General features: G+C 73.7%; 24 protein-coding genes. All 24 read right to left on the bottom strand.

What is annotated here, in order from left to right; genetic code table 11:
- Positions 1 to 2: 2 nt before the first annotated feature.
- Positions 3 to 1,304, bottom strand: a complete 1,302-nt coding sequence (locus ACWPWV_RS12160) for an N-acetylglucosamine-6-phosphate deacetylase (RefSeq protein ID WP_454043240.1) — start codon at positions 1,302 to 1,304, stop codon at positions 3 to 5.
- A 48-nt stretch (positions 1,305 to 1,352) separates the two neighbouring features.
- Positions 1,353 to 1,874, bottom strand: coding sequence for a DUF1990 family protein (locus ACWPWV_RS12155; protein ID WP_454043239.1), 522 nt, complete (start codon positions 1,872 to 1,874; stop codon positions 1,353 to 1,355).
- Positions 1,871 to 2,929 carry a YndJ family protein gene (locus ACWPWV_RS12150; protein WP_454043238.1) on the bottom strand — a complete coding sequence of 353 codons (1,059 nt, stop codon included), beginning with the start codon at positions 2,927 to 2,929 and terminating at the stop codon, positions 1,871 to 1,873. The genes ACWPWV_RS12155 and ACWPWV_RS12150 overlap by 4 nt, the downstream gene beginning before the upstream one ends.
- Complete coding sequence (locus tag ACWPWV_RS12145) at positions 2,926 to 3,612, bottom strand: TetR family transcriptional regulator (RefSeq protein WP_454043237.1); 687 nt, start codon at positions 3,610 to 3,612, stop codon at positions 2,926 to 2,928. The genes ACWPWV_RS12150 and ACWPWV_RS12145 overlap by 4 nt, the downstream gene beginning before the upstream one ends.
- A 335-nt stretch (positions 3,613 to 3,947) precedes the next feature.
- On the bottom strand, positions 3,948 to 4,643 hold the full coding sequence (gene nucS, locus ACWPWV_RS12140; protein WP_454043236.1) for an endonuclease NucS: 696 nt from the start codon (positions 4,641 to 4,643) through the stop codon (positions 3,948 to 3,950).
- Between the two features lie 43 nt (positions 4,644 to 4,686).
- Positions 4,687 to 5,106, bottom strand: a complete 420-nt coding sequence (locus ACWPWV_RS12135) for a DUF2550 domain-containing protein (RefSeq protein WP_454043235.1) — start codon at positions 5,104 to 5,106, stop codon at positions 4,687 to 4,689.
- Between the two features lie 19 nt (positions 5,107 to 5,125).
- Complete coding sequence (locus ACWPWV_RS12130; RefSeq protein ID WP_454043234.1) at positions 5,126 to 5,395, bottom strand: F0F1 ATP synthase subunit epsilon; 270 nt, start codon at positions 5,393 to 5,395, stop codon at positions 5,126 to 5,128.
- A gap of 170 nt (positions 5,396 to 5,565) precedes the next feature.
- Positions 5,566 to 7,047 (bottom strand): F0F1 ATP synthase subunit beta, encoded by a 1,482-nt coding sequence (gene atpD / locus ACWPWV_RS12125; protein WP_454043233.1) that lies wholly within the window; start codon positions 7,045 to 7,047, stop codon positions 5,566 to 5,568.
- A gap of 97 nt (positions 7,048 to 7,144) precedes the next feature.
- Positions 7,145 to 8,041, bottom strand: a complete 897-nt coding sequence (locus ACWPWV_RS12120; protein ID WP_454043232.1) for a F0F1 ATP synthase subunit gamma — start codon at positions 8,039 to 8,041, stop codon at positions 7,145 to 7,147.
- A gap of 2 nt (positions 8,042 to 8,043) precedes the next feature.
- The gene (gene atpA / locus ACWPWV_RS12115; RefSeq protein ID WP_454043231.1) at positions 8,044 to 9,675 is read right to left on the bottom strand and encodes a F0F1 ATP synthase subunit alpha; all 1,632 of its coding nucleotides are present in this window, start codon (positions 9,673 to 9,675) and stop codon (positions 8,044 to 8,046) included.
- A gap of 116 nt (positions 9,676 to 9,791) precedes the next feature.
- Entirely contained in the window at positions 9,792 to 10,607 is an 816-nt protein-coding gene (locus ACWPWV_RS12110; RefSeq protein WP_454043230.1) for a F0F1 ATP synthase subunit delta, read from the bottom strand.
- Positions 10,607 to 11,212, bottom strand: coding sequence for a F0F1 ATP synthase subunit B (locus ACWPWV_RS12105; RefSeq protein WP_454044531.1), 606 nt, complete (start codon positions 11,210 to 11,212; stop codon positions 10,607 to 10,609). The genes ACWPWV_RS12110 and ACWPWV_RS12105 overlap by 1 nt, the downstream gene beginning before the upstream one ends.
- Positions 11,212 to 11,445 carry an ATP synthase F0 subunit C gene (locus tag ACWPWV_RS12100; RefSeq protein ID WP_141389322.1) on the bottom strand — a complete coding sequence of 78 codons (234 nt, stop codon included), beginning with the start codon at positions 11,443 to 11,445 and terminating at the stop codon, positions 11,212 to 11,214. Before ACWPWV_RS12100 ends, ACWPWV_RS12105 begins: the two co-directional genes overlap by 1 nt.
- 108 nt (positions 11,446 to 11,553) lie before the next feature.
- Positions 11,554 to 12,348, bottom strand: coding sequence for a F0F1 ATP synthase subunit A (gene atpB, locus ACWPWV_RS12095; RefSeq protein WP_251150270.1), 795 nt, complete (start codon positions 12,346 to 12,348; stop codon positions 11,554 to 11,556).
- A gap of 217 nt (positions 12,349 to 12,565) precedes the next feature.
- On the bottom strand, positions 12,566 to 13,063 hold the full coding sequence (locus ACWPWV_RS12090; RefSeq protein WP_454043229.1) for a hypothetical protein: 498 nt from the start codon (positions 13,061 to 13,063) through the stop codon (positions 12,566 to 12,568).
- A gap of 1 nt (position 13,064) precedes the next feature.
- Entirely contained in the window at positions 13,065 to 14,261 is a 1,197-nt protein-coding gene (locus tag ACWPWV_RS12085) for a glycosyltransferase family 4 protein (RefSeq protein ID WP_454043228.1), read from the bottom strand.
- Positions 14,258 to 14,989: an L-threonylcarbamoyladenylate synthase gene (locus ACWPWV_RS12080; RefSeq protein WP_454043227.1), complete on the bottom strand. Its 732-nt coding sequence runs from the start codon at positions 14,987 to 14,989 to the stop codon at positions 14,258 to 14,260. The genes ACWPWV_RS12085 and ACWPWV_RS12080 overlap by 4 nt, the downstream gene beginning before the upstream one ends.
- The gene (gene prmC / locus ACWPWV_RS12075) at positions 14,986 to 15,960 is read right to left on the bottom strand and encodes a peptide chain release factor N(5)-glutamine methyltransferase (protein ID WP_454043226.1); all 975 of its coding nucleotides are present in this window, start codon (positions 15,958 to 15,960) and stop codon (positions 14,986 to 14,988) included. Before prmC ends, ACWPWV_RS12080 begins: the two co-directional genes overlap by 4 nt.
- Positions 15,953 to 17,044, bottom strand: a complete 1,092-nt coding sequence (gene prfA, locus ACWPWV_RS12070) for a peptide chain release factor 1 (RefSeq protein ID WP_454043225.1) — start codon at positions 17,042 to 17,044, stop codon at positions 15,953 to 15,955. Before prfA ends, prmC begins: the two co-directional genes overlap by 8 nt.
- A 151-nt stretch (positions 17,045 to 17,195) precedes the next feature.
- On the bottom strand, positions 17,196 to 17,414 hold the full coding sequence (gene rpmE, locus ACWPWV_RS12065; RefSeq protein ID WP_454043224.1) for a 50S ribosomal protein L31: 219 nt from the start codon (positions 17,412 to 17,414) through the stop codon (positions 17,196 to 17,198).
- Between the two features lie 180 nt (positions 17,415 to 17,594).
- The gene (gene rho / locus ACWPWV_RS12060; protein ID WP_454043223.1) at positions 17,595 to 19,721 is read right to left on the bottom strand and encodes a transcription termination factor Rho; all 2,127 of its coding nucleotides are present in this window, start codon (positions 19,719 to 19,721) and stop codon (positions 17,595 to 17,597) included.
- Positions 19,722 to 19,990: 269 nt separating this feature from the next.
- Complete coding sequence (gene thrB, locus ACWPWV_RS12055; RefSeq protein WP_454043222.1) at positions 19,991 to 20,926, bottom strand: homoserine kinase; 936 nt, start codon at positions 20,924 to 20,926, stop codon at positions 19,991 to 19,993.
- Positions 20,926 to 22,029 (bottom strand): threonine synthase, encoded by a 1,104-nt coding sequence (gene thrC / locus ACWPWV_RS12050; protein ID WP_454044530.1) that lies wholly within the window; start codon positions 22,027 to 22,029, stop codon positions 20,926 to 20,928. Before thrC ends, thrB begins: the two co-directional genes overlap by 1 nt.
- Before the next feature lie 13 nt (positions 22,030 to 22,042).
- Entirely contained in the window at positions 22,043 to 23,398 is a 1,356-nt protein-coding gene (locus tag ACWPWV_RS12045) for a homoserine dehydrogenase (RefSeq protein ID WP_454043221.1), read from the bottom strand.
- Positions 23,399 to 23,553 lie beyond the last annotated feature (155 nt).

Genomic DNA, 23,553 nt, shown 5'->3' with positions numbered 1-23,553 from the left:
GGTCAGGCGTGCGTGACGTCCTCGCCGGCCCGCAGGACGCGCCGCACGCGCAGGTCCGCGTCGGTGACCACGACGTCGGCACGCCGGCCGACGACGATCCCTCCGACGTCGTCGAGCCCGAGGACCCCCGCGGGCGTCCAGGACGCGGCGCGCACGGCGTCGGCGAGGGTCACCCCGGACGCGACCGTCTCGCGGACGACGTCGAGCAGGTGGAAGGTCCCGCCGGCGATCGCCCCGCCGTCGGTCAGGCGCGCGACCCCGTCCGCGACGGTGACGCGCACCGGGCCGAGCTCGTACGCGCCGTCGGCCATCCCGGCCGCCGCCATGGCGTCGGTGACGAGCGCGACGGCGTCCGGCCCGGTCGCCGTGCCGCCGTCGACCCTCGCGCCGACGACGTCCACGACGCTGCGCGTCGTGCCGGGCGCGAGGTGCGTCCCGTCCGCGACGAGCTCGACGACCATCTCCCCCCGGGCCGCGGCCGCGAGGCACGCGGCGATCGGGCCCGGCTCGCGGTGGTGGAGCGGTCGCATGCCGTTGAAGAGGTGCGTCGCGGTGAGGCGGGCGGCCGGGCGCCCGGCGGCGGCGAACGCCGCGCGGGCAGCGGCGATCGCCGCCTCGGTCTGCTCGGTGCTCGCGTCCGTGTGCCCGATCGACGGGACCGCGCCGAGCTCGACGAGCGTGTCGATCACGCCGCCAGGCCCGACGACGCCGGGCACCTCGGGCGCGACCGTCATGGTCCGCAGGTGGCCCCGCGCGGCGGCCGCGAGCGCGCGGACGAGCCCGGCGTCGCCGTCGAGCATGTCGTGCGGGTTCTGCGCGCCGCAGCGCGCCGTCGACAGGAAGGGGCCCTCGAGGTGGATCCCCGCGAGCTCGCCCGCGTCCGCGAGGTCCGCGAGCGTCGCGACCCGCTCCAGCAGGACGTCGCGGGGCGCCGTGACGAGCGACGCGACGAGGCTCGTCGTGCCGTGGCGCAGGTGCTCGCGCGCCGCGACGCGCGCCTCGTCGGCGGTCGTTGCGTCGGGGAAGCTCGCCCCGCCGCCGCCGTGGTCGTGCAGGTCGACGAGCCCCGGGAGGATCGTGACCTCGCCCGCCGGGTCCGTCGGGTCAGACCCCGCCTCGCCGGTCCCCGTGCCTGCGAACCCGGCCTCCGCCGCGGCCGCACGCGGGCCCACCCAGGCGATGCGCTCGCCGTGCAGGACCACGACGCCGTCCTCGACGACGCCGTCCGGGGTCACGACGCGACCGGTGAGGACGATCGGGACCGGGTGCTCGCCGGGGCGCTGCGCGGGGTGCTCGGGGACCATGCGCTCATTGTGGCGTACTTCGTACACCTGGCGCACAAACTCTCGCGGTCACGCCCGGTCGGAGCGGAGGAGCCGTGCCGCCCCCCTGCCCAGGTGGTGCGCGAACAGGCGCTGGAACGTCGGGACGGCCCACGAGAGCGGCCGGAGCCACCACAGCACGGGTCGGCTGAACACCTCGACGCGCCACCACAGGTCACCCGCGTCGTCGCGCTCGACGGCGAACATCTCCTCCCCCACGAAGGCATGACCGGGGAGCGTCCCGTAGCCGAACGCGACTCGGTCCGTGCCGCGCTCGACCCAGACGACCTCGCACCGCTCCCGCAGGACGAGCGGCGCGACCCCGAGCAGGGTGGTCACCCGGACGCCGGGTGCCGCGACGGGCGCGTCGGCCTCGACCCGCACGCGCGCGGCGGCGTGGACGCGCCATGCGAGGAGCTGCTCGCCGAGCCGTGCGAGGTCCTGCGGCGGGTGGGCGCGCCGCGACAGCCGCCGGCGCACGGTGAGGTGCCGGTAGCCCGCTGGGCGGTCCCCCGTGCGCGTGGCCCCGACCTCGGGGTAGGTGAAGGTCATCGTGCCCTCCGGGTGTCTGCCCCGTGCGGGGCGAGGTGGTTCGTCTCGCGGTCGCGGACGAGGAGGCGCAGCCCGAGGAGGCTGCACAGGACGAGACCGAGCGCGTTCGCGACGCCGTGCGTCGCCGCCATGACGTCGAGGTCCGGGTGCGGGAGGTCGAGCGCCTCGCCCGCCGCCCACCACACGGCGAGCAGCATCGAGAGCACGACGACCACGGCGCCCGCGACGCAGAGGACCCGAGCGGCCCGGTGGACCGGGTTCTCGGGCGGGAGACCGCGCTCCGCGGGCAGGGGGACGAGCGACCGCACGGTGGCGAAGGCGGTGGCCCACAGCGCGGCGGTGAGGACGAGCGCGCCGAGGAGCTCGGCGGTGTCCCCGACGAAGTAGCCGACCAGCACGAGGAGGGTCCCCACCGGGACGCCCCAGGCCCCGGCGACCGCGCCGCGGTCACCGGGTGCGAGGCGTGCGACCGTCCCCGCGACGAGCGCCGCGCCGAAGCCCGCGTACAGCATGTGCGGCACGGTCAGCGCGAGGTAGGTCCCCGAGAAGCCGAGCAGTCCCCAGCCCGCCCGTTCCGCGACGAGCGCGCTCGCGCCCACGGCCGGCGTCGCGAGCGCGACGACCGTCGCGAGGTCGGCGCCGAGAGCGGACCACCGCGGGGGCCGACGTCCGTGCTCGTCCGACGACGAGGTCGACGAGATCGACGAGGTCGGCGAGGTCGACGAGGTCGGCGAGGTCGGCGAGGGCACCGGCGGGCCGCTCGGCAGCCGATCGTCGCGCGGAGCGGTCGCCCGACGCCCCGCGGCGAGCGCGACGCGGGCCGCGGCGCCGAGCAGCACGACCGTGGCCGCGGCGAAGACCGCAGCGAGCACCGCGGCGACCGGCCCGCGTGGCAGCACGAGGCTCACCGCGCCCGCGAGGCCGGCGAGCGGCCACGCGAGGCTGCGCGGCGCGGGGACGGTCGGCGAGCCGAGCAGCCGCAGCCCGAGCGGGAGGACCACGACCATGCCCAGCACGACGAGCGCCGTGACCACCGCCGCACCGCCGGCGCTCACGCCCGACCGCCCGCGGCGCCGGGGTGCACCGACCGCAGGAGGCGCAGCGCGTCGTCGACCACGCCGCGCGCGACCGGGAGCCGGGCCAGCCGGACGACGTCGCCGACGAGTCGCGAGCCCCCGGCCACGAGCCGCCGGGTCCGGGCGAACCCGGGCGAGGTGTCGTGCACCCAGAAGAGCGTCACGCCGAGCTGCGCGAGCCACAGCAGCTCCGGGAGGTCGGCCCGCAGCCGCGCCGGCACGGCGGGCTCCGCCCCGGCCACGACGGCCTCGAACAGCTCGCGCGACTGCTCGCGCGCAGCGGTCGAGGCGCCGGAGAACGGGCTCGCGTCGGAGCCGGGACGGATCGCCACGGACACGAACTCGGCGCCGAAGGCGTGGAACGGGGCGAACGCGTCGACCGACGCGTCCCAGACACCGCGCAGCCGCTCGGCGAGCGTCCCCCCGGCCGCGAGCACGGGCGCGGCGAGCGTCGCGTGCTCGCGCTGCACGTCGAGGTAGAGCTCCTGGACCAGCGCGTCCTTCGACGGGAAGTGGTAGTACGCGTTCCCGGTGCTCACGCCCGCCTCGGTGGCGATCGCGCGCATCGTCGTGCGCTCGTACCCCACCTCCCGGAGCATGCGGATCGCCACCTCCCGCACCTGGGCCCGCGTGCGCTCCGACTTGGCCGTCGCACCGCTCACGGCTCCACCCCGACACACTTTCTGAACATGTTCAAAACCTAGCAGACGAACAGAGCCCTGCCCCACGCACGAGGAGGACCCGCTCAGGCAGAGGGCGGACTGTCGGGCACGAGAGTCGAGGGCGCGCCGCGAGGGCGAGGAGCGACGAGGGCGGACGGGACGGGTCCCGGCGGGTCGTGGCGGGTCTGGCGGGAGGACCCGAGGAACGAGGGTCCGGATGGTAGACCCGCCGGGACCCGTCCCGTCCGCCCACCCGACCACAACCACCACCACGACCACGGCCACGGCCACGGCCACGGCCACCGCGACCACCCCGCCGCGAACCGGACGACGGCTCAGAAGAGACGCGAGTCCACGTCGTCGACGCCCCGCATCGCGTCGTAGTCCAGGACCAGGCACCCGATGCCCCGGTCCGCCGCGAGGACGCGTGCCTGCGGCTTGATCTCCTGTGCCGCGAACACCCCGCGGACCGGCGCGAGCAGCGGGTCGCGGTTCAGCAGGTCGAGGTAGCGGGTGAGCTGCTCGACGCCGTCGATGTCGCCGCGGCGCTTGATCTCGACGGCGACGGTCGCGCCGGTCGCGTCCTTGGCGAGGATGTCGACCGGGCCGATCGCCGTGGGGTACTCCCGACGCACCAGGGTGTGCCCGCCGCCGAGGAGCTCGATCTGCGCGGCGAGCATCTCCTGCAGGTGGGCCTCGACGCCGTCCTTGACGAGGCCGGGGTCCACGCCGAGCTCGTGCTGGCTGTCGTGCAGCACCTCGTGCAGCTCGATCTCGAGGCGGTCGTCGCTCTTGGCGTGCTGGACCGCCCAGACCTCGCTGACTCCGCGCTCGCGCGCCTCGGCGGTGGGTTCCCGCGCCGCGAGCGAGCACGGCGGGCTCATCCAGTTCAGCGGCTTGTACGACCCGCCGTCGGAGTGGAGGAGCACGCTCCCGTCGGCCTTGACGAGGAGCACGCGGGTCGCGAGGGGCAGGTGGGCCGACAGCCGACCCGTGTAGCGGGCGGAGCAGCGGGCGACGACGAGGCGCATGGAGCGGCAGGTCCTCCGGTGTCGGGGTTCGGGACGGTCGGGGTCAGACGACGACGTCGCGCCGGCCCGGCGGGGCGGCCTCGAGCCAGGAGGCGAGGCCTTCGTAGGCGCCACGGGACATCGACAGCTCGAACTCCTGGTCCCGGTAGCGACAGCGCACGAGGTACGTGTCCGGGCGGGACTCGGCGGTCGTCAGGGGCTCCCGACCGGTGATGAGCAGGTCGTGGCGCGCCCACGTCCTGCCGGGACGCAGCGAGAGGGACCAGCTGCGCCACCAGTCGATGCGACCGACCCCGTAGTGCGCGATCCCGAGCGTCCAGGACCCGTCCCCGCCCGCCGGGCGCGCGCCGCACTCGAAGGAGCCGACCCGGTGCGAGAGCGCGCGCAGACGGAACGCTCCCAGCCCGGCCACCACCAGGACCGCGAGGAGCAGTCCGAGAGCGATCCAGGCCGGGAGCGTCATGGTCGTGCGGTCCCGGTGGTCAGCGGTTCGGTGCGGACTCGACGGAGTCCGCGACGATCGTCACGTGGTTCGAGTCCACCGAGATGAACCCGCCCGTGACGTGGACCTCGACGGGCGCACCCTGGCCGCCCTTGATGCGGACCTGGCCCTCGCGCAGGACCGAGAGCAGCGGCGAGTGGTCCGCGAGGATGCCGATCTCGCCGTCCGCCGCGGGCGCGCTCACCTGCTGCGCGGTGCCCGACCAGATCTTCCGGTCCGCCGCCACGAGGTCGACGTTCAGCTCTGCCACTGCAACTCCTCCATGCCCGGCACGCGGTCCGGATCGGGTCCGGACGCCGTCCCGGCGCTCGGTGGCCGGTCACGACGTCCGACGACGTTCCCCACGGTCCGTGGACGGACCGTGCGATGACGCTGCCGCGGGGTCGGGCCGGACGGCCCGGCCCCGCGACGGACGTCAGGTCAGGCGCCGTACTCCTTCTGGATACGGGCCCAGTTGCGGTCGAGGTCCTCGAGACCGCCGATGTTGAAGAACGCCTGCTCGGCGACGTGGTCGAACTCGCCGTCCGCGATCTTCTTGAAGGCCTCGATGGTCTCGCTCAGCGGCACCGTCGAGCCGACGACGCCCGTGAACTTCTCCGCCATGTACGTGTTCTGGGAGAGGAACTGCTGGATGCGGCGCGCACGCGCGACGACCGTCTTGTCCTCCTCCGAGAGCTCGTCCACACCGAGGATCGCGATGATGTCCTGGAGCTCCTTGTTGCGCTGCAGGATCGACTTCACGCGCGTCGCGACCTCGTAGTGCTCCTGGCCCACGTAGCGCGGGTCGAGGATGCGCGACGTCGAGGCCAGCGGGTCGATCGCGGGGTACAGACCACGCGACGCGATCTCGCGGGACAGCTCCGTGGTCGCGTCGAGGTGCGCGAACGTCGTCGCCGGGGCGGGGTCGGTGTAGTCGTCCGCCGGGACGTAGATCGCCTGGAGCGACGTGATCGAGTGACCACGCGTCGAGGTGATGCGCTCCTGGAGCAGACCCATCTCGTCGGCCAGGTTCGGCTGGTAGCCCACCGCGGACGGCATGCGGCCGAGCAGCGTCGAGACCTCGGACCCCGCCTGCGTGAAGCGGAAGATGTTGTCGATGAAGAGGAGCACGTCCTGCTTCTTCACGTCGCGGAAGTACTCCGCCATCGTGAGGGCCGACAGCGCGACGCGCAGTCGCGTGCCCGGCGGCTCGTCCATCTGGCCGAAGACGAGCGCGGTCTTGTCGAAGACGCCCGCCTCCTCCATCTCGACGATGAGGTCGTTGCCCTCACGCGTGCGCTCGCCGACGCCGGCGAACACCGAGACACCGCCGTGGTTCTGGGCGACGCGCTGGATCATCTCCTGGATGAGGACGGTCTTGCCGACGCCCGCACCACCGAAGAGGCCGATCTTCCCACCCTGCACGTACGGGGTGAGGAGGTCGATCGACTTGATGCCCGTCTCGAACATCGTGGTCTTCGACTCGAGCTGGTCGAACGCCGGGGGCCGGCGGTGGATCGGCCAGCGCTCGGTGACCTCGATCGTCTCGCCCGGCTCGGCGTTGAGGATGTCACCGGTCACGTTGAACACGCGGCCCTTGGTGACGTCGCCGACGGGGACGCTGATCGGGGCACCGGTGTCGGTGACCTGGGCGCCGCGGACGAGACCGTCCGTGGGCTTGAGCGCGATGGCGCGCACCAGCGAGTCGCCGAGGTGCTGGGCGACCTCGAGCATGAGCGTGAAGCTCTTCTCGTCCTCGCCCTGTGCCGACAGGTCGATGTCGACCTTCAGCGCGTTGTAGATGTCGGGGATGGCGTCCGCCGGGAACTCGATGTCCACGACGGGGCCGATCACGCGGGCGACACGGCCGACGCCGGGCCCGCTGGAGTGCCCGACCTGTGCTTCCACGGTGGTGGCGGTCATTTCTGGCCTCGCTTCGCAGTGCCGGAGCGGGGTCCGGCGGTCTCGATGGAGATGGTCTGAGGAGTGGTGTCGCCGGCTCGGGCGACGGTGCGCGCCGTCATGACGCCGCCAGCGCGTCGGCACCCGAGACGATCTCGCTGATCTCCTGGGTGATGTCCGCCTGCCGCGCCTGGTTCGCCAGACGGGTGTACGTGCGGATGAGGTCCTCCGCGTTGTCCGTCGCCGTGTGCATCGCGCGCTGACGGGCCGCCAGCTCGGACGCCGCCGCCTCGAGGAGGCAGCTGAAGATCCGGCTGCGCACGTAGCGCGGGAGCAGCGCGTCGAGCACGGCCTCGGGCGACGGCTCGAAGTCGTACAGCGGCAGCACGTCGTGCTTGCCGGCGGGCGCGACGCCCTCGACGACCTCGAGCGGCAGCATGCGCACCACGCGGGGACGCTGCGTCACCATGTTGACGAACTGCGTGTACACGATGTGCAGCTCGCTCACGCCGCCCTCGGCGACCGGGGCGAGGAACGCCCCGAGGAGCGAGTCCGCGATCTCGGCCGCCACGTCGGCGTCCGGTGCGTCGGACCCGTACGACCACGTCCCGGCGAGCTCGCGCCCGCGGAACGTGTAGTACGAGATCGCCCGGCGCCCGGAGGCGTAGAGCGCGACGTCCTTGCCCTCGGCCGTGAGCCGCTCCACGAGCCGCTCGGACTCGCGCAGGATCGACGCCGAGTAGGAGCCGGCCATGCCGCGGTCCGACGCCACGACGAGCACCGCGACACGGTTCGTGTCGGTGCGCTCGCTCGTGAGCGGGTGCGAGGTCGAGGAGTGCGTCGCGACCGCGGACACGGCGCGCGTGATGGCGCGCGCGTACGGGACCGACGCCGCGGTCCGCGCCCGGGCCTTGCCGATGCGCGAGGCCGCGATGAGCTCCTGCGCCCGGAACATCTTCTTCAGGGACTGCGTCGACTTGATCCGCTGCTTGTAGACGCGCTGGGATCCGGCCATGCTCAGCCCCTCTTCTGGCGGACGATCTGCTCCTGCTCGACGTCCACGCCCTCGTCCTCCGCCTCGTCCCCGCCGACGAGCGGCGAGCCGTCGGCCTTGAGGAAGCCGGCACGCACGGCGTCGACCGCCGAGGCGAGCTGCGCCTCGGTGTCCTCGGCCAGCTTGCCGGTGTCGGCGATGACCGAGAGCACGTCCGTGTTGCGGCGCAGGTGGTCGAGCATCTCGGACTCGAAGCGGCGCACGTCCTCGACGGGGACGTCGTCCAGCTTGCCCTTGGTGCCGGCCCAGATGGACGCGACCTGCTCCTCGACCGGGTACGGCGAGTACTGGCCCTGCTTGAGCAGCTCCATGAGCACCGCGCCACGGGCGAGCTGACCGCGCGAGGCGGCGTCGAGGTCGGACGCGAACATCGCGAAGGCCTCGAGCGAGCGGTACTGCGCGAGCTCGAGCTTCAGCGTGCCCGAGACCTGCTTCATGGCCTTGACCTGCGCGGCACCACCGACGCGGGACACCGAGATGCCGACGTCGACGGCCGGGCGCTGGTCGGCGTTGAACAGGTCGGACTGGAGGAAGATCTGCCCGTCCGTGATGGAGATGACGTTCGTCGGGATGTACGCCGAGACGTCGTTCGCCTTCGTCTCGATGACGGGCAGGCCCGTCATCGAGCCCGCGCCCAGCTCGTCCGAGAGCTTCGCGCAACGCTCGAGCAGACGGGAGTGCAGGTAGAAGACGTCACCCGGGTACGCCTCGCGGCCCGGCGGGCGGCGCAGCAGCAGCGACACGGCACGGTACGCCTCGGCCTGCTTCGACAGGTCGTCGAACACGATGAGGACGTGCTTGCCCTGGTACATCCAGTGCTGGCCGATGGCCGAGCCGGTGTACGGCGCGAGGTACTTGAAGCCGGCCGGGTCGGACGCGGGAGCCGCGACGATCGTCGTGTACTCGAGCGCGCCTGCCTCCTCGAGGGCACCGCGCACCGCGGCGATCGTCGAGCCCTTCTGGCCGATCGCGACGTAGATGCAGCGGACCTGCTTCTCGGGGTCGCCGGTCTCCCAGTTCGCCTTCTGGTTGATGATCGTGTCGGTCGCGATCGCCGTCTTGCCGGTCTGGCGGTCGCCGATGATCAGCTGGCGCTGGCCGCGGCCGATCGGGATCATCGAGTCGATCGCCTTGAGGCCGGTCTGCAGCGGCTCGTGGACCGACTTGCGGGCCATGACGCCGGGAGCCTGGAGCTCCAGCGCGCGGCGGCCCTCGGTCGCGATCTCGCCGAGACCGTCGATCGGGTTGCCGAGCGGGTCGACGACGCGACCCAGGTAGCCCTCGCCGACCGGGACCGACAGGACCTCGCCCGTGCGACGGACCTCCTGGCCCTCCTCGATGCCGGTGAACTCGCCGAGGACGACGACACCGATCTCGCGGACGTCGAGGTTGAGGGCGAGACCGAGGGTCCCGTCCTCGAAGCGCAGCAGCTCGTTGGCCATCGCGCCCGGCAGACCCTCGACGTTGGCGATGCCGTCGGCGGCCAGGGTGACCCGGCCCACCTCCTCGGACACGGCGCCCTCGGGCTCGTAGGACTTCACGAAGCTGTCCAGAGCGGCCCGGATCTCCTCCGGCCGGATCGTCAGCTCAGCCATTGCTCTTCTCCTGTCGTAACCGCGCCTCGTGGTTCGGGTGCGGTCGAACGTGTGTGGGTTGTGCGGCCGGTGGCCGGCGGTCGGTCGTCGGTCGGGAGATCGTCGGCTCGCGGGCGTCAGCTCACGAGTCGCCGACGGGCGTCGGCGAGACGGGACAGGACGGTGGAGTCCACGACGTCGGCGCCCACCTGCACGCGCAGCCCGCCGAGCACGGCCGGGTCGACCGTGACGTTGAGCTGCACGGCACGGCCGTACGCCCGCTCGAGCAGCGCACCGAGACGGGCGAGCTGCGCGGAGTCGAGGACGACGGCCGACGTGACCGAGGCCACGAGGCGCTGACGGCGCTCGGCCGCGACGTCGCCGAACCAGCCGAGCGTCGGCACGAACCGCCGGCCGCGCAGGGCTCGCGTCGCGTGCTGCGCGAGCACCGCCGTCACGCGGTCGACCTTGCCGTCGAGCAGCTCGGCCACGAAGGCCGCGCGACGCGCCGGGTCGGTCCCGGCGTCGGAGAGGACCTGCCGGGCCTCGCGCTGCCCGACGAGCGAGCGCGACACGCGGAAGAGCTCGTCCTCGACCTTCTCGAGGGCGCCCCGCGACTCGGCGGAGGCGAGCACCGCGTCGAGCCCGAGACGCTCGATCGCGTCGCCCAGGTCGCGCTCGTGCGACCAGCGCGAGCGGACGACGCCCGCCACGAGGTCGACGACGCGGCCGTCGAAGCTGGAGCCGAGGACCGCCGTCACGAGCGCGGCCTTGTCGTCGCCCGACCGCGAGGGGTCGGCGAGCCCGCGGCGCAGCGGCGCCGACTCGTCGAGCGCCGCGGTGACCGCGAACAGCTGCTCGCCCAGGGTGAGGCCGTCGTCCCCCGCCGAACGCAGGACCGGCTCGAACCGCTCCCGGGCCTGGTGCAGGGACTCTCCGCTCGTACCGCGCATCAGCTCTCCTCTGCGGCCCGACCGCCGACGGCGCTCGCCGTCGCGGGACCCGCGGCCTCGAGCTCGTCGAGGAAGCGGTCGACCACACGGCTCTGGCGCGCCGAGTCGGCGAGCGACTCGCCGACGATCTTCGACGCGAGCTCGGTCGCGAGCAGGCCGACGTCGTTGCGCAGCGAGATCGCCGCCTGCTGACGCTCGGCCTCGATCTGGCGGTGCGCCGTCTCGACGATGCGCGCCGCGTCGTCGGATGCCTTGGTCCGCAGGTCGGCCACGATGGCGCCGCCCTCGGCACGCGCCTCCTCGCGGATCTTCGCGGCCTCGGCACGCGCCTCCTGGAGCTGCTGGTGGTACTCCGCCAGCGCTGCAGCGGCCTCCGCCTGGGCGGACTCCGCCTTGGCGAGGCCACCCTCGATCTTCGCGGTGCGCTCGTCGAGCACGGCCTGGAACTTCGGGAGGACCGCCTTGTAGAAGACGACCGCGATGACCAGGAGGACGACGGACGACCAGAGGATGTCGTACGGGGCGGGGAGGAACAGGTCAATGCCCTGCGGCTCCTCGCCCGTCTCCGCCGCGACGTTCAGCGCGGCGGTCGCCAGCGCCGACATCACGCCGTGAAGAGGAAGCCGGCGACGAGACCGAGCAGCGCGAGCACCTCGACGAACGCGACACCGATGAACATGGTGGCGCGGAGCTGCCCGGCGACCTCGGGCTGGCGGGCGATGCCCTCGATGGTCTTGCCGATGAGGATGCCGAGACCGATGCCCGGGCCGATCGCGGCGAGGCCGTAACCGACGGTGCCGATGTTGCCGGTGACCTCAGCGAGAGTGGTGACGTCCACGATTGCTCGTTCCTTCCGTTGGGCGCCCGACCGGGTGACCGGGCGTCGCGTTGGTACTGCGCTTGATGGTGTGTCTGGTGGAGCGGAGTCGGCGCACGACCGCGGGGGTCAGTGCTCCTCCTCGAGCGACATGTTGATGTACACGGCGGCGAGGAGCGCGAAGATGTAGGCCTGCAGGAACGCCACGAGGATCTCGAAGAGCGTGATCGCGAAGCCGCCGACGAGCGTCAGCGCGCCGAAGGCCTTCATCGCGGGCACGGCCTCGAACACGAAGTACTGCGTCGCCGCGAAGCACAGGACGAGCATGATGTGCCCGGCGATCATGTTGGCCGCGAGCCGGATGGCCAGCGACGCGGGCCGGATGACGAGGATCTGCAGCAGCTCGATCGGCGTGACGATGAGGTAGATCGGCCACGGGATGCCCGGGGGGAAGAGGTTGTTCTTCAGGTAGCCGCCGAGGCCGTGCTTCTTGATGCCGACCGCCCAGTAGGTGACGAACACCCACAGCGCGAGCATGATCGGGAGGCCGATGCGGGACGAGCCCGCCAGGTTGAGCCCGGGGATCACGCTCGTGATGTTGAACGCGAGGACGGCGAAGAAGATCGTCGCGATCATCGGGACGAACCGGCGCGCGTTCTCCTTCCCCATGATCTCCTCGACGATCTGGACGCGCACGAAGTCGATGAGCATCTCGAGGGCGTTCTGGAACCGGCCGGGGACGAGCCGCGCACGACGCGCCCCGATGACGAAGATCGTCAGCAGGACGACGGTCGCGACGACGCGGATGATCCAGATGCGGTCGATCTGGAAGATCGTGTCCTCGAAGAGGATCGCCGGCGGGAAGAAGTCGGCGATGGACGGCGCGTGGAAGCCACCTTCGCTCTCTGAAGCAGCGAGGAGCACGGGGGTCGCAAGCGTGGACAGGGTGGACTCCCAATGGTCGTGTGGTCCGGGCACTCACCACTCGATCGTGGGCACGCCGTCGGACCTGGCCGTCATGGATTCGCCGCTAGCCTAACGTATGGATCGGCGTGCTCACGCCGATCCTGGGGCGCTTGTGACTTTTTGCTCATGCGCCTCGGGCAACCGTCGCGGCGGGGCTTCCTGCGGCCCGGGCAGGTCACGCGCGCGGCTCGACGTACGGGATGCGGCCCCTGTTCACGGCCCGGTAGTCCAGCACGGCCGAGCCGATCACCCCGACGAGCAGCACGCCGGCGAACACCCACCGGTCGTAGAAGTCCAGGCCGCGCAGCACGACGAGGACGACGATCAGGACGACCATCTTGGCGAGCCAGCTCCCCATGACGACGGCGGCCGTCGTCGTGGGCGTCGAGTCGACGGTGCGCAGCATCGTCCACACGGTCGTGGCCGAGAAGACGAGGGCCACCGCGACACCGAGCAGCGCGCCCCAGACCCCCGGCAGCCCTGCCACCAGAGCGCCGATCACGACGCCGAGCACGGTGAGCACGCCGAGGAGGACCAGCACGTCGCGCAGCGCGGTACGGAACACGGAGCGCACCGCCTGCCCGTGCGGTCCGACCGTCTGCGCGTCGGGGCCCTGCGCGGAGCGGGCGGTCTCGTCGTCGGGGCGCGCGGGCTCGGGCACGTTCGTGGGCATCTCAGGCTTCCTTCGAGGGGGTGGTCGGGGCGGACGGGACCGTGGGCTGCGCGGCGGTCGTCGGCTCCTGGTCGTCGAGGAACCGCCCCCGGGTGCGCAGCGGCCCGAGCGTGAGCAGGAGCGCGACGACGGCCGCGACACCGAGCCCGATCGCCACCGTGCGCACGTCCCAGTACACGAGGGCGACCGCGCCGAACGCGAACACCGCGGTCCACACGTAGAGGATGAGGACGGCTCGCCGGTGCGAGTGCCCGATCGCGAGCATGCGGTGGTGCAGGTGCATCCGGTCCGGGTGGAAGGGCGACTTCCCCGCGAGCACGCGGCGCACGACGGCCATGCCCATGTCGAGCAGGGGCAGCAGGATCACGGCCAGGGGCAGGAGGAGCGGGATGTAGGCGGGCAGCGTCGCGGCCCCGGAGGTCACCCCGGGGTCGATGTTCCCGGTGACGACGATGGCCGCCCCGGACAGGACGAGGCCGAGGACCATCGACCCGGAGTCCCCCATGAAGATCCGGGCGGGGTTGAGGTTATGGGGCAGGAAGCCGACGCACACGCCGACCAGCGCGGCCATGACGAGCGTCGCGAGGCTCGAGTAGTCGTCCGGGTTGGTGCGCAGCGTCAGCACGTAGGAGTACAGGAAGAAGGCGGTCCCCCCGATCGCGACGAGCCCGGCGGCGAGCCCGTCGAGCCCGTCGACGAAGTTCACCGCGTTCATCGCGACGACCACGACGAGGATCGTCACGGCGAGCTGCATGCGCGACGACGGCAGCGTCAGGAGGTCACCGGTCGGGAGCGTGTAGAGCACGACGCCCTGCGCCGCCATGAGCCCGGCGGCGAGGACCTGCCCGGCCAGCTTCGTCATCCAGTCGAGGTCCCAGATGTCGTCGGCGACACCCAGGAGGCACACGATCGCCGCCGCTCCGAGGATGCCCCATACCCGGCTGTCCACGTAGGGCACGCCGCCGACGTCGCGCACGAAGACGCCCTCGAGGAAGGGCATCTGCGACGCCAGCACGACGGCGACCACGAGGCCCAGCAGCATCGCCACGCCGCCGAGCCGCGGCGTCGGGACGGTGTGCACGTCGCGCGCGCGCACCGCCGTGATCGCGCCCGTCCGCATGGCGACCCACCGGGCGAAGGGTGTCGTCAGGAACGTCACCGCGGCGGCGACGAGCATGACGAGCAGGTAGACCCTCACCCGCCGTTCGCCTCCGGCGCGCTCTCCGGGTTCTCGTCGCGGGCCTCGTCGCGGGCCTCGTCGCGTGCAGGGTCCGGGCTCGCGTCCTCGGGACCGTCGACGGGCGCGATCTCGCGCAGCCGCTCCAGGGGGACGGCGCCGGCGCGCACGACGCGCAGCGTGCCGGACGTCGCGTCGACGATCGTCGACGCCACTCCCCCGGGTGCGACGCCGCCGTCGAGGTAGACCGAGACGGCGTCCCCCAGCTGGGTCCGCGCGTCGTCGACGTCGAGCGCGGCGGGGCTGCCCGTCCTGTTCGCGGACGACACGGCGAGCGGACCCGTCCGGCGCAGCAGGGCGAGCGCGGCCTCGTGGTCGGGCATGCGCAGCGCGACCGTCCCGTGCGTCTCCCCGAGGTCCCACGCGAGCGAGGGCTGGGCCCTCAGGACGATCGTGAAGCCGCCCGGCCACAGCTCCTCGACGAGGCGGCGCGCGTCGTCGGGCACGTCCGCGGCCAGTCCGTCGAGCGTGCGCGCGTCGGGCACGAGGACGGGCGGCGGCATCTGCCGGCCGCGGCCCTTGGCGGCGAGCAGCGCGGCGACGGCGTCGGCGTCGAACGCGTCGGCGCCGATGCCGTAGACGGTGTCGGTGGGCAGGACCACGAGGCCGCCGCGGGCGACCGCGTTGACCGCCTCGTCGATCCCAGGGCCCCAGCTGTTCGGGTCGGTCACGGGGTGGACGGAGCTCACGGGTCCAGTCTTCCACGCTCGTCGGCCCGGTCCGCGCCGCGCCCCGGCACCGTGTCGGCACGGCGGGCGACGACCATGCGGTCGCGCCCGGTGAGGTCCGCCCGGGTGCGGACGTCGACGAACGCCCCGGTCGCGCCGACCATCGCGCGCGCCGCCGCGGCCTGCACCTCGGCGTGCTCCATGACGTACAGGCCCCCGGGGCGCAGGAGCCGGGCCGCGGCGGCGGTGACCCCGCGCGGCACCTCGAGCCCGTCCGCGCCGAGGCCGTACAGCGCGACCGCGGGGTCGTGCTCGGCGACCTCGGGGTCGCGCGGGACGGCGTCGGACGGGACGTACGGCGGGTTGGACACGACGACGTCGCACGCCCCGTCGAGCCCGCCGGCGGCCGGGTGCCCCGCGAGGGCGCGGCGGGCGTCGCCGCGCACGAGGTGCACGACGGCGCCCGTCGCCGCGCGCGCGGCCGCCACGTTGCGCGCCGCCCACGCGTGCGCGTCCCCGTCGAGCTCGACCGCGTGCACCTCGGTGCCCGGCACCTCGCTCGCCACCGCGAGCGCGATCGCGCCGGACCCCGTGCACAGGTCGACCACGACGGCGCGGCCCTCGCGCGCGACGACCGCGGCGGCCTCGTCGACCGCGACCTGCGCCACCTGCTCGGTCTCGGGCCGCGGCACGAAGACCCCGGGCCCGACGACGAGCTCGAGGTGCCGGAACGGCGCCGTGCCCGTGAGGTGCTGCAGCGGGACGCGCTCCGCACGCCGGGCGACCAGCTCGGCGAAGGCCTGCGCCGCGTCGTCGGGCAGCGGTCGGTCGAGCACGACGAGCCGCCGCACCTCGTCCCGGGGAACGGCCAGCGCGTGCGCGAGCAGCAGCTCGGCGTCGGCGCGCGCCGACGCCACCCCCGCGTCGGCGAGCAGGCCGGTCGCCCAGCGCACGCGCGCAGAAGGACGGGGGTCGCGGACCGCCTCAGGCATCGCCGGCCGCCGCGAGCCGCGCGGCCTCGTCGGCCTCGATCGCCGACCGGACGACCGGGTCAAGGTCGCCGTCGAGCACGTGGTCGAGGTTGTACGCCTTGTACCCGGTCCGGTGGTCCGCGATGCGGTTCTCGGGGTAGTTGTACGTCCGGATGCGCTCGGACCGGTCGACGGTGCGCACCTGCGACCGCCGCAGGTCCGCGGCCTCGGCCGCGGCCGCCTCCTGCTGCGCGGCGAGCAGGCGCGCCCGCAGGACGCGCATCGCCTGCTCGCGGTTCTGCAGCTGCGACTTCTCGTTCTGCATCGACACGACGATGCCCGTGGGCACGTGCGTGATCCGCACGGCGGAGTCCGTCGTGTTGACGGACTGCCCGCCCGGGCCCGACGACCGGTAGACGTCGATGCGCAGGTCGTTCGGGTCGATCTCGACCTCGCCCGCGTCCTCGACCTCGGGGAACACGAGCACGCCCGCGGCGGACGTGTGGATCCGCCCCTGGGACTCCGTGACGGGGACGCGCTGGACGCGGTGCACGCCGCCCTCGTACTTGAGGTTCGCCCAGACGCCCTCCGCGGGGTCCGACGGCGTGCCCTTCGCCTTCACGGCGACCTGGACGTCCTTGTAGCCGCCGAGGTCGGACTCCGTCGCCTCGAGCACCTCGGTCCTCCAGCCGCGCCGCTCGGCGTACCGCAGGTACATGCGCAGGAGGTCGCCCGCGAACAGGGCCGACTCCTCGCCGCCCTCGCCCGCCTTGATCTCGAGGATGACGTCGCGGCCGTCGTCGGGGTCGCGCGGGACGAGCACGCGACGCAGCCGCTCCGCCGCCGCGTCGGCCACCTCGCGCAGCGCGGGCAGCTCCGCGGCGAACCCCTCGTCCTCGTCCGCGAGCTCGGCCGCGGCCTCGGCGTCGTCCGACGCCTCGCGCCACGCCCGGTAGGCCCCGACGACCTGGTTGAGCTCCGCGTAGCGCCGGCCGAGGGAGCGGGCACGCGCGGCGTCCGCGTGCACGGCGGGATCGGCGAGCTGGGCCTCGATCTCCGCGTGCTCGGCGAGGAGCGGCCGCGTCGCGGCGAACTGGTCGGTCACGAAGGGGCTCCTCGGTGGGGCGGGTGCGCGCGGGGACGTGCGGACGGTGTCGCGGGAGAGGTCCCGGACAACGCGACAGCGCCGGTGGTCCGAGCTCGTCGACTGCCCCTGGAGAGGTTGTCGGGCTCGGACCACCGGCGCTGCGGGAGTGCTACTTGTCGGCGTCCTTCTTGCCGTAGCGCGCCTGGAACCGGGCCACGCGGCCACCGGTGTCCAGGATCTTCTGCTTGCCCGTGTAGAACGGGTGGCAGGCGCTGCACACGTCCGAGCTGATCTTGCCGGACGTCTCCGTGCTGCGCGTCACGAAGGCGTTGCCACAGGTGCACGTCACCTCGGTGACGACGTACTCGGGGTGGATACCAGACTTCACGGTTGCTCCTTGGGTGAGATGCCTCCGGGTCAGGACGGGACACCCCGTGCCTGTGAACCGCAGGCGGGCCTGCGCTACGCAGGCCGACGAACCATTGTGCCAGAACGCGGGACCGTGCCGAAATCTTCCCGGCACGGTCCCGCAGGGCCTCGGACCGCGCGTGCGCGACCGGGCCGGAGGTCAGATCGTGCGACCCACGTTCTCGTCGTCCGCGAGACCGCTCGGCGTCGTCTTCTGCACGTGCAGCAGGAACTCGACGTTGGTCGCCGTCTTCTTCAGCTGACCGAGCAGCAGCTCGATCGCCTGCTGCTGGTCGAGGGCGCCCATGACGCGGCGCAGCTTGTAGACGATGCGCAGCTCGTCCGGCGAGAGCAGCACCTCCTCGCGGCGGGTGCCGGACGCGTTGACGTCCACCGCCGGGAAGATGCGCTTGTCGGCGAGGTTGCGCGAGAGGCGGAGCTCCATGTTCCCCGTGCCCTTGAACTCCTCGAAGATGACCTCGTCCATCTTGGACCCGGTCTCCACGAGCGCGGACGCGAGGATGGTGAGCGAGCCACCGTTCTCGATGTTGCGCGCGGCGCCGAAGAACCGCTTCGGCGGGTAGAGCGCCGAGGCGTCCACACCACCGGAGAGGATGCGGCCCGAGGCGGGCGCCGCGAGGTTGTACGCCCGGGACAGGCGCGTGAGCGAGTCGAGCAGCACCACGACGTCCTGGCCCAGCTCCACGAGCCGCTTCGCGCGCTCGATGGCGAGCTCGGCGACGATCGTGTGGTCGGACGCGGGGCGGTCGAACGTCGAGGCGATGACCTCGCCCTTGACCGTCCGCTCCATGTCGGTGACCTCTTCGGGCCGCTCGTCCACGAGCACCACCATGAGGTGGACCTCGGGGTTGTTCGCGGTGATCGCGTTGGCGATCTGCTGCATGATGATCGTCTTGCCGGCCTTGGGGGGCGCGACGATGAGGCCGCGCTGGCCCTTCCCGATCGGGGCGACGATGTCGATCACGCGCGGGGTGAGGCGCGTGGCCTCCGGGTTCTCCAGGCGCAGCCGCTCCTGCGGGTACAGCGGCGTGAGCTTCGTGAAGTCGGGGCGCTCGCGCGCCTCGTCCGGCGACATGCCGTTCACGGAGTCGAGGCGCACCAGCGCGTTGAACTTCTGGCGCGCCGTGTTGGCCGCGGTCTCGCCGTCGCGCGGCTGGCGCACGGCACCGACGATCGCGTCGCCGCGGCGCAGGCCCGACTTCTTGACCTGGCCGAGGGACACGTACACGTCGTTCGCGCCGGGCAGGTAGCCGCTCGTGCGGACGAACGCGTAGTTGTCGAGGATGTCGAGGATGCCGGCCACGGGCAGCAGCACGTCGTCGTCGGCCACCTCGATGTCGTCGAGGCCCGCGACGTCCGGCCCCTGGCGACCGCGACCACGCTTGCGGTCACGCTCCCGGCCGCGGTCGCGGCCGCGACGCCGACGGCCGCCGCGCTCGTCCTCGAGGAGGGCCTGCCGGTCGGCGGCCCGCTCCCCGCGCTGGCCGCCCTGGTCGCCCTGGCGCGGCGCCTGCTGCCGCTCGGGCTGACGCTCCTGCTGCCGGTCGACCGGGCGCTCGGCGCGCTGGCCGGCGGGCTCCGCCGTGACGTCGCCCGACGGCGCGCCGGCGCCGCGGCCCGAGCGGCGCGAGCCACGCTCGCCCGTCACGAGCCCGACCGCCGCCGCGGCACGGGCGGCCCGCTCGTCGGGCGTCTCGCCGTCGTCGCGGGTGCGCACGCCCTGCTCGCCGAGCGCCTCGGCGACCGCCGCGGCGGCCTCGGGGCGCACGTCGCGCGAGCGGTCGCGGCGCGAGCCGTTGACGCGCGCGTCGTCGGCACGCACGTCGTCCGCGCGGACGTCGTCGGCGCGGACGGGCAGGTCGAGCACCGGGGCGGCGCTGCGGTCCTCGCGGCTCGCCGCCGCGGGCGCGGCGGAGCGCGCGTCGGTGGTCTCGGCCGCGGCGCTCGCGGGCCGGTCCGCGCGGCGGCCACGACCGCGCGCGGGACGGGTCTCGGCCACGTCCGGCGACGGTGCGACCGCGACCGAGTCGTTCTGGGGCGCCGCGCCCGCGGCACGCGCGGGGGCGCTCTGCTCGCCGGTGCGAGCACGGATGACGTCCACGAGATCGCTCTTGCGCATCTTGGACGTGCCCTTGACCCCGAGCTGCGAGGCGAGCGCCTGCAGCTCCGGGAGACGCAGCGCGCTGAGCGCACCGGTCCGGGCCTGACCGCCTGCAGCGGCCGTACCGGTCGCGCTGCTCGTGGCGGTGTCGATGGTGTCTGTCACGAAGGACCCTTCCCCCTCGTTCGCGCCCACCTCTCAGAGGGTGGGCCGCGGGTGGTCGACGCTCGGCGCGTGACGGCCGGAGCGCAGGTGTTACCACGCGTCAGTGGTACGACGACGTCAGCTGACGTGGGCTGGATGGCCTTCTCTCGGGCGGTCCTCGCCTCGGCCGCACGAGATGGCGGTCGAGACGTGCGCGGCGGGACACCTGACGGGGCGCCCGACGGTACGGGAGAACGTGACCGAAGGCTGACCCCATCCTAGCACCGGGACTACGCCCCCTGGAGACGCTCGGCCACGACACCGCGCTGGTCGACGTCGATCGCGCGGACCTCCCAGTCGGGCGTCCCGCCGACGAGCTCGGCCGCGACCCGGCCCGCGTCGTCCGGCCCCGCCGCGTCACCGAGCACGAGGACCGTGGGGCCCGCTCCGGAGACCGTCGCCGCGACGCCCTCGGCGCGCAGCGCCTGCACGAGCTCGACCGTCGACGGCATGACGTCGGACCGGTACTCCTGGTGGAGCCGGTCCTCGGTCGCCTCGAGCAGGAGGTCGGGCCTGCGGGTGAGCGCCTCGACGAGGAGCGCCGCACGGCCGGCGTTGAAGGCGGCGTCCGCGTGGGGCACCGTCTCGGGCAGGACACCGCGGGCGTGGCTCGTCGCGAGCCGCGTCGACGGGACGAGCACCGTCGCACGCACGTCGGGGTGCACGTCGAGCCGCGCGGCTCGTGCCCCTCCTGCGGTCCCGGCGAGCCATGCCACGGTCGCCCCGCCCAGGAGCGCGGGTGCGGCGTTGTCGGGGTGCCCCTCGAGGACGGTCGCGAGGTCCAGGACGGTCGCGTCGTCGAGCACGGTCGGGTCGGCGACGAGGGCGCGCGCCGCGACGATCCCCGCCACGACGGCGGCCGCGGACGACCCGAGCCCTCTCCCGTGCGGGATCCGGTTGACGCACGTCAGGTGCAGGCCCGTCTGCGGGGCCCCCGCGACGTCCAGCGCGGCGCGCAGCGCCCGCACGACGAGATGGGTCTCGTCGCCGGGGACCTCGCCGGCACCCTCGCCCTCGACGTCGACCACGACGGTGTCGCTCGCGAGCGCCCGGACCTCGAGGACGTCGTGGAGCGCGAGCGCGAGGCCGAGCGCGTCGAAGCCCGGACCGAGGTTCGCGCTCGTCGCAGGGACGCGGACCCGGACGTGGTCGGCGCCGAGCTGCATCAGCCGAGGCCGAGCGCGTCGGCGATGGACACGACGTCGGCACCGACGCGCGTCGGGACGACCTCGCCGCCGTCCGCCGTCCGCAGCGCCCACTGCGGGTCCTTGAGGCCGTGGCCCGTCACCGTGACGACGATCCGCGCGCCGGCCGGGACGAGCCCGCGCTCGGCGCGAGCGAGGACACCGGCGACCCCCGCCGCCGACGCGGGCTCGACGAACACGCCGACCTCGCTCGACAGCACGCGGTGCGCCGCGAGGATCTGCTCGTCGGTGACGGCCTCGATGACGCCGCCGGACTCGTCGCGAGCCGCCTCCGCGAGCTCCCACGACGCGGGGTTGCCGATGCGGATGGCGGTCGCGATCGTCTCGGGCTCGGTGATCGGGTGGCCCGCGACGATCGGCGCGGCGCCCGCGGCCTGGAAGCCCCACATCCGGGGGACGCGCGTCGAGACCGCCGGCAGCGCCTCGCCCGGGTGGCCGGGAGCGCCCTGGCCCGCGTACTCGCGGAACCCGCGCCAGTACGCCGTGATGTTCCCCGCGTTGCCCACGGGCAGCGCGTGGATGTCGGGGGCGTCGCCGAGCGCGTCGACGATCTCGAAGGCGCCGGTCTTCTGGCCCTCGATCCGGTCGGGGTTCACCGAGTTCACGAGCTCGATGGGGTGGGTCTCGGCGAGCTTGCGCGCGGCGACCAGGCAGTCGTCGAAGTTGCCGTCGACCTGGAGGAGGCGCGCGCCGTGCGCGATCGCCTGGCTGAGCTTGCCCATCGCGATCTTGCCGTCGGGCACCAGGACGGCGCACAGCATGCCCGCGCGCGTGGCGTACGCCGCGGCCGACGCGGACGTGTTCCCCGTGGAGGCGCACACGACCGCCTTCGCGCCGCGCGCCGCCGCGGCGGAGATGGCCGTCGTCATGCCGCGGTCCTTGAAGGACCCGGTCGGGTTCATGCCCTCGACCTTGACGAAGACCTGCGCCCCGGTGCGGTCGGACAGCGCGGGCGCCTCGACGAGCGGCGTGCCGCCCTCGCCCAGCGTCACGACGCGCTCCGACACGTGGGCGGGCAGGCGGTCGGCGTACTCGGCGATGATGCCGCGCCACTGGTGGGCCATCCGGCCGGTCATCTCAGGCTCCCTCGACTCTCAGGACGGACGTGACGGTGCGGACGGGCCCGAGTCCCGCGACGGCCTCGACGGTCGCCGCGAGCGCCGACTCCGGCGCGGTGTGCGTGGTGATGACGAGCTGCGCGACCGCAGGGTCCTCGCCTCCCCCGGCGGTCTCCGCGGCCTCCGGCGTGCCCGGCTGTCGCACGGCCTCGATCGACACGCCGTGCGCGGCGAGCGCCTGCGCGACCTGCGCGAGGACCCCGGGACGGTCGTCGACCTCGAGCCGCACCTGGTAGCGCGTGCGCGCGGCGCTCGGGGGCAGGATCGCGAGCTCGGCGTAGGTGGACTCCTGCGGACCCTTGCCGCCGAGGACCCGGTGGCGCGCGGCGGAGACGACGTCGCCGAGCACCGCCGACGCCGTGGGCGCGCCGCCCGCGCCGCGGCCGTAGAACATGAGCTCGCCCGCCGACTCCGCCTCGACGAACACGGCGTTGAACGACCCGCGCACGTTCGCGAGCGGGTGGGTCGTCGGGACGAGCGCGGGGTGCACGCGCACGGAGACCCCGGCCGCACCGCCCGCCGTCGCGTCGTCGTGCAGCTCCGCGATGGCGAGCAGCTTGATGACGTGGCCGGTCTGCGCGGCCCACGCGACGTCGTCGGCGGTGACGGACATGATGCCCGCGCGCGCGACGTCGTCCAGCGAGACGCGCGTGTGGAAGGCGAGGCTCGCGAGGATCGCCGCCTTGGCCGCGGCGTCGTAGCCCTCGACGTCGGCCGTCGGGTCGGCCTCGGCGTACCCGAGGTCCTGGGCCTCCTCGACCGCCTCCTCGAGGCTCATGCCCGTGGTCGTCATCTGGTCGAGCACGTAGTTCGTGGTCCCGTTGACGATGCCGAGCACGCGGCGCACGTGGTCCCCCGCGAGCGACTCGCGCACGGGACGCACGATGGGGATGGCACCCGCGACCGCGGCCTCGAAGTAGATGTCGACCCCCGCGTCGTCGGCGGCCTTGTAGAGCGTCGGGCCGTCCTCGGCGAGCAGCGCCTTGTTCGCGGTGACGACCGCGGCCCCCGCGCCGATCGCGCGGAGCAGCAGGTCCCTGGCCGGCTCGATGCCGCCGACGACCTCGACGACGATGTCCGCGCGCTCGACGAGCGCCGCGGCGTCCTCGGTGAGCAGCGACCGGTCGATCGCGGGGTCGCGCGGCGCGGACGCGTCCCGCACCGCGATCCCCACGAGCTCGAGGCGCGCGCCGGCTCGCGACGCCAGGTCGTCCGCCTGCTGCGTCAGCAGCCGCGCGACCTGCGTGCCGACGACTCCGCAGCCCAGGAGGGCGACGCGCAGGGACGGGTGTTGCTCGGCGGGGACAGCGGGCACGGAACTTCTTTCGGTCGTCCGGCGAGGCCGGTCGGGCTCCTGGGCGGGGCGGCGCGACGCCGCACGGCACAGGATACGTGCGCGCGGGCACGGCCCGTCGCCCCTCCCGAGGAGTGGTCACGGCCCCGACCTGCGCATCGAGAGCGACCGCGTCG

This window comes from Cellulosimicrobium sp. Marseille-Q8652, from assembly GCF_965112045.1.
Note: the sequence above shows the minus strand (reverse complement) of the source record. Positions and strands in the feature narration are given on the sequence as shown.

Excerpts from the sequence above, each read along its gene's own strand:
- atpA (WP_454043231.1), bottom strand. The coding sequence starts at position 9,675 with ATGGCTGAGCTGACGATCCGGCCGGAGGAGATCCGGGCCGCTCTGGAC.
- ACWPWV_RS12120 (WP_454043232.1), bottom strand. The coding sequence starts at position 8,041 with ATGGCCGGATCCCAGCGCGTCTACAAGCAGCGGATCAAGTCGACGCAG.
- atpD (WP_454043233.1), bottom strand. The coding sequence starts at position 7,047 with ATGACCGCCACCACCGTGGAAGCACAGGTCGGGCACTCCAGCGGGCCC.
- ACWPWV_RS12135 (WP_454043235.1), bottom strand. The coding sequence starts at position 5,106 with ATGACGCTCCCGGCCTGGATCGCTCTCGGACTGCTCCTCGCGGTCCTG.
- ACWPWV_RS12110 (WP_454043230.1), bottom strand. The coding sequence starts at position 10,607 with ATGCGCGGTACGAGCGGAGAGTCCCTGCACCAGGCCCGGGAGCGGTTC.
- ACWPWV_RS12105 (WP_454044531.1), bottom strand. The coding sequence starts at position 11,212 with ATGTCGGCGCTGGCGACCGCCGCGCTGAACGTCGCGGCGGAGACGGGC.
- nucS (WP_454043236.1), bottom strand. The coding sequence starts at position 4,643 with ATGCGCCTCGTCGTCGCCCGCTGCTCCGCCCGCTACACGGGTCGGCTG.
- thrC (WP_454044530.1), bottom strand. The coding sequence starts at position 22,029 with ATGGCCCACCAGTGGCGCGGCATCATCGCCGAGTACGCCGACCGCCTG.
- ACWPWV_RS12160 (WP_454043240.1), bottom strand. The coding sequence starts at position 1,304 with ATGGTCCCCGAGCACCCCGCGCAGCGCCCCGGCGAGCACCCGGTCCCG.
- ACWPWV_RS12090 (WP_454043229.1), bottom strand. The coding sequence starts at position 13,063 with ATGCCCACGAACGTGCCCGAGCCCGCGCGCCCCGACGACGAGACCGCC.
- thrB (WP_454043222.1), bottom strand. The coding sequence starts at position 20,926 with ATGCAGCTCGGCGCCGACCACGTCCGGGTCCGCGTCCCTGCGACGAGC.
- prmC (WP_454043226.1), bottom strand. The coding sequence starts at position 15,960 with ATGCCTGAGGCGGTCCGCGACCCCCGTCCTTCTGCGCGCGTGCGCTGG.
- ACWPWV_RS12155 (WP_454043239.1), bottom strand. The coding sequence starts at position 1,874 with ATGACCTTCACCTACCCCGAGGTCGGGGCCACGCGCACGGGGGACCGC.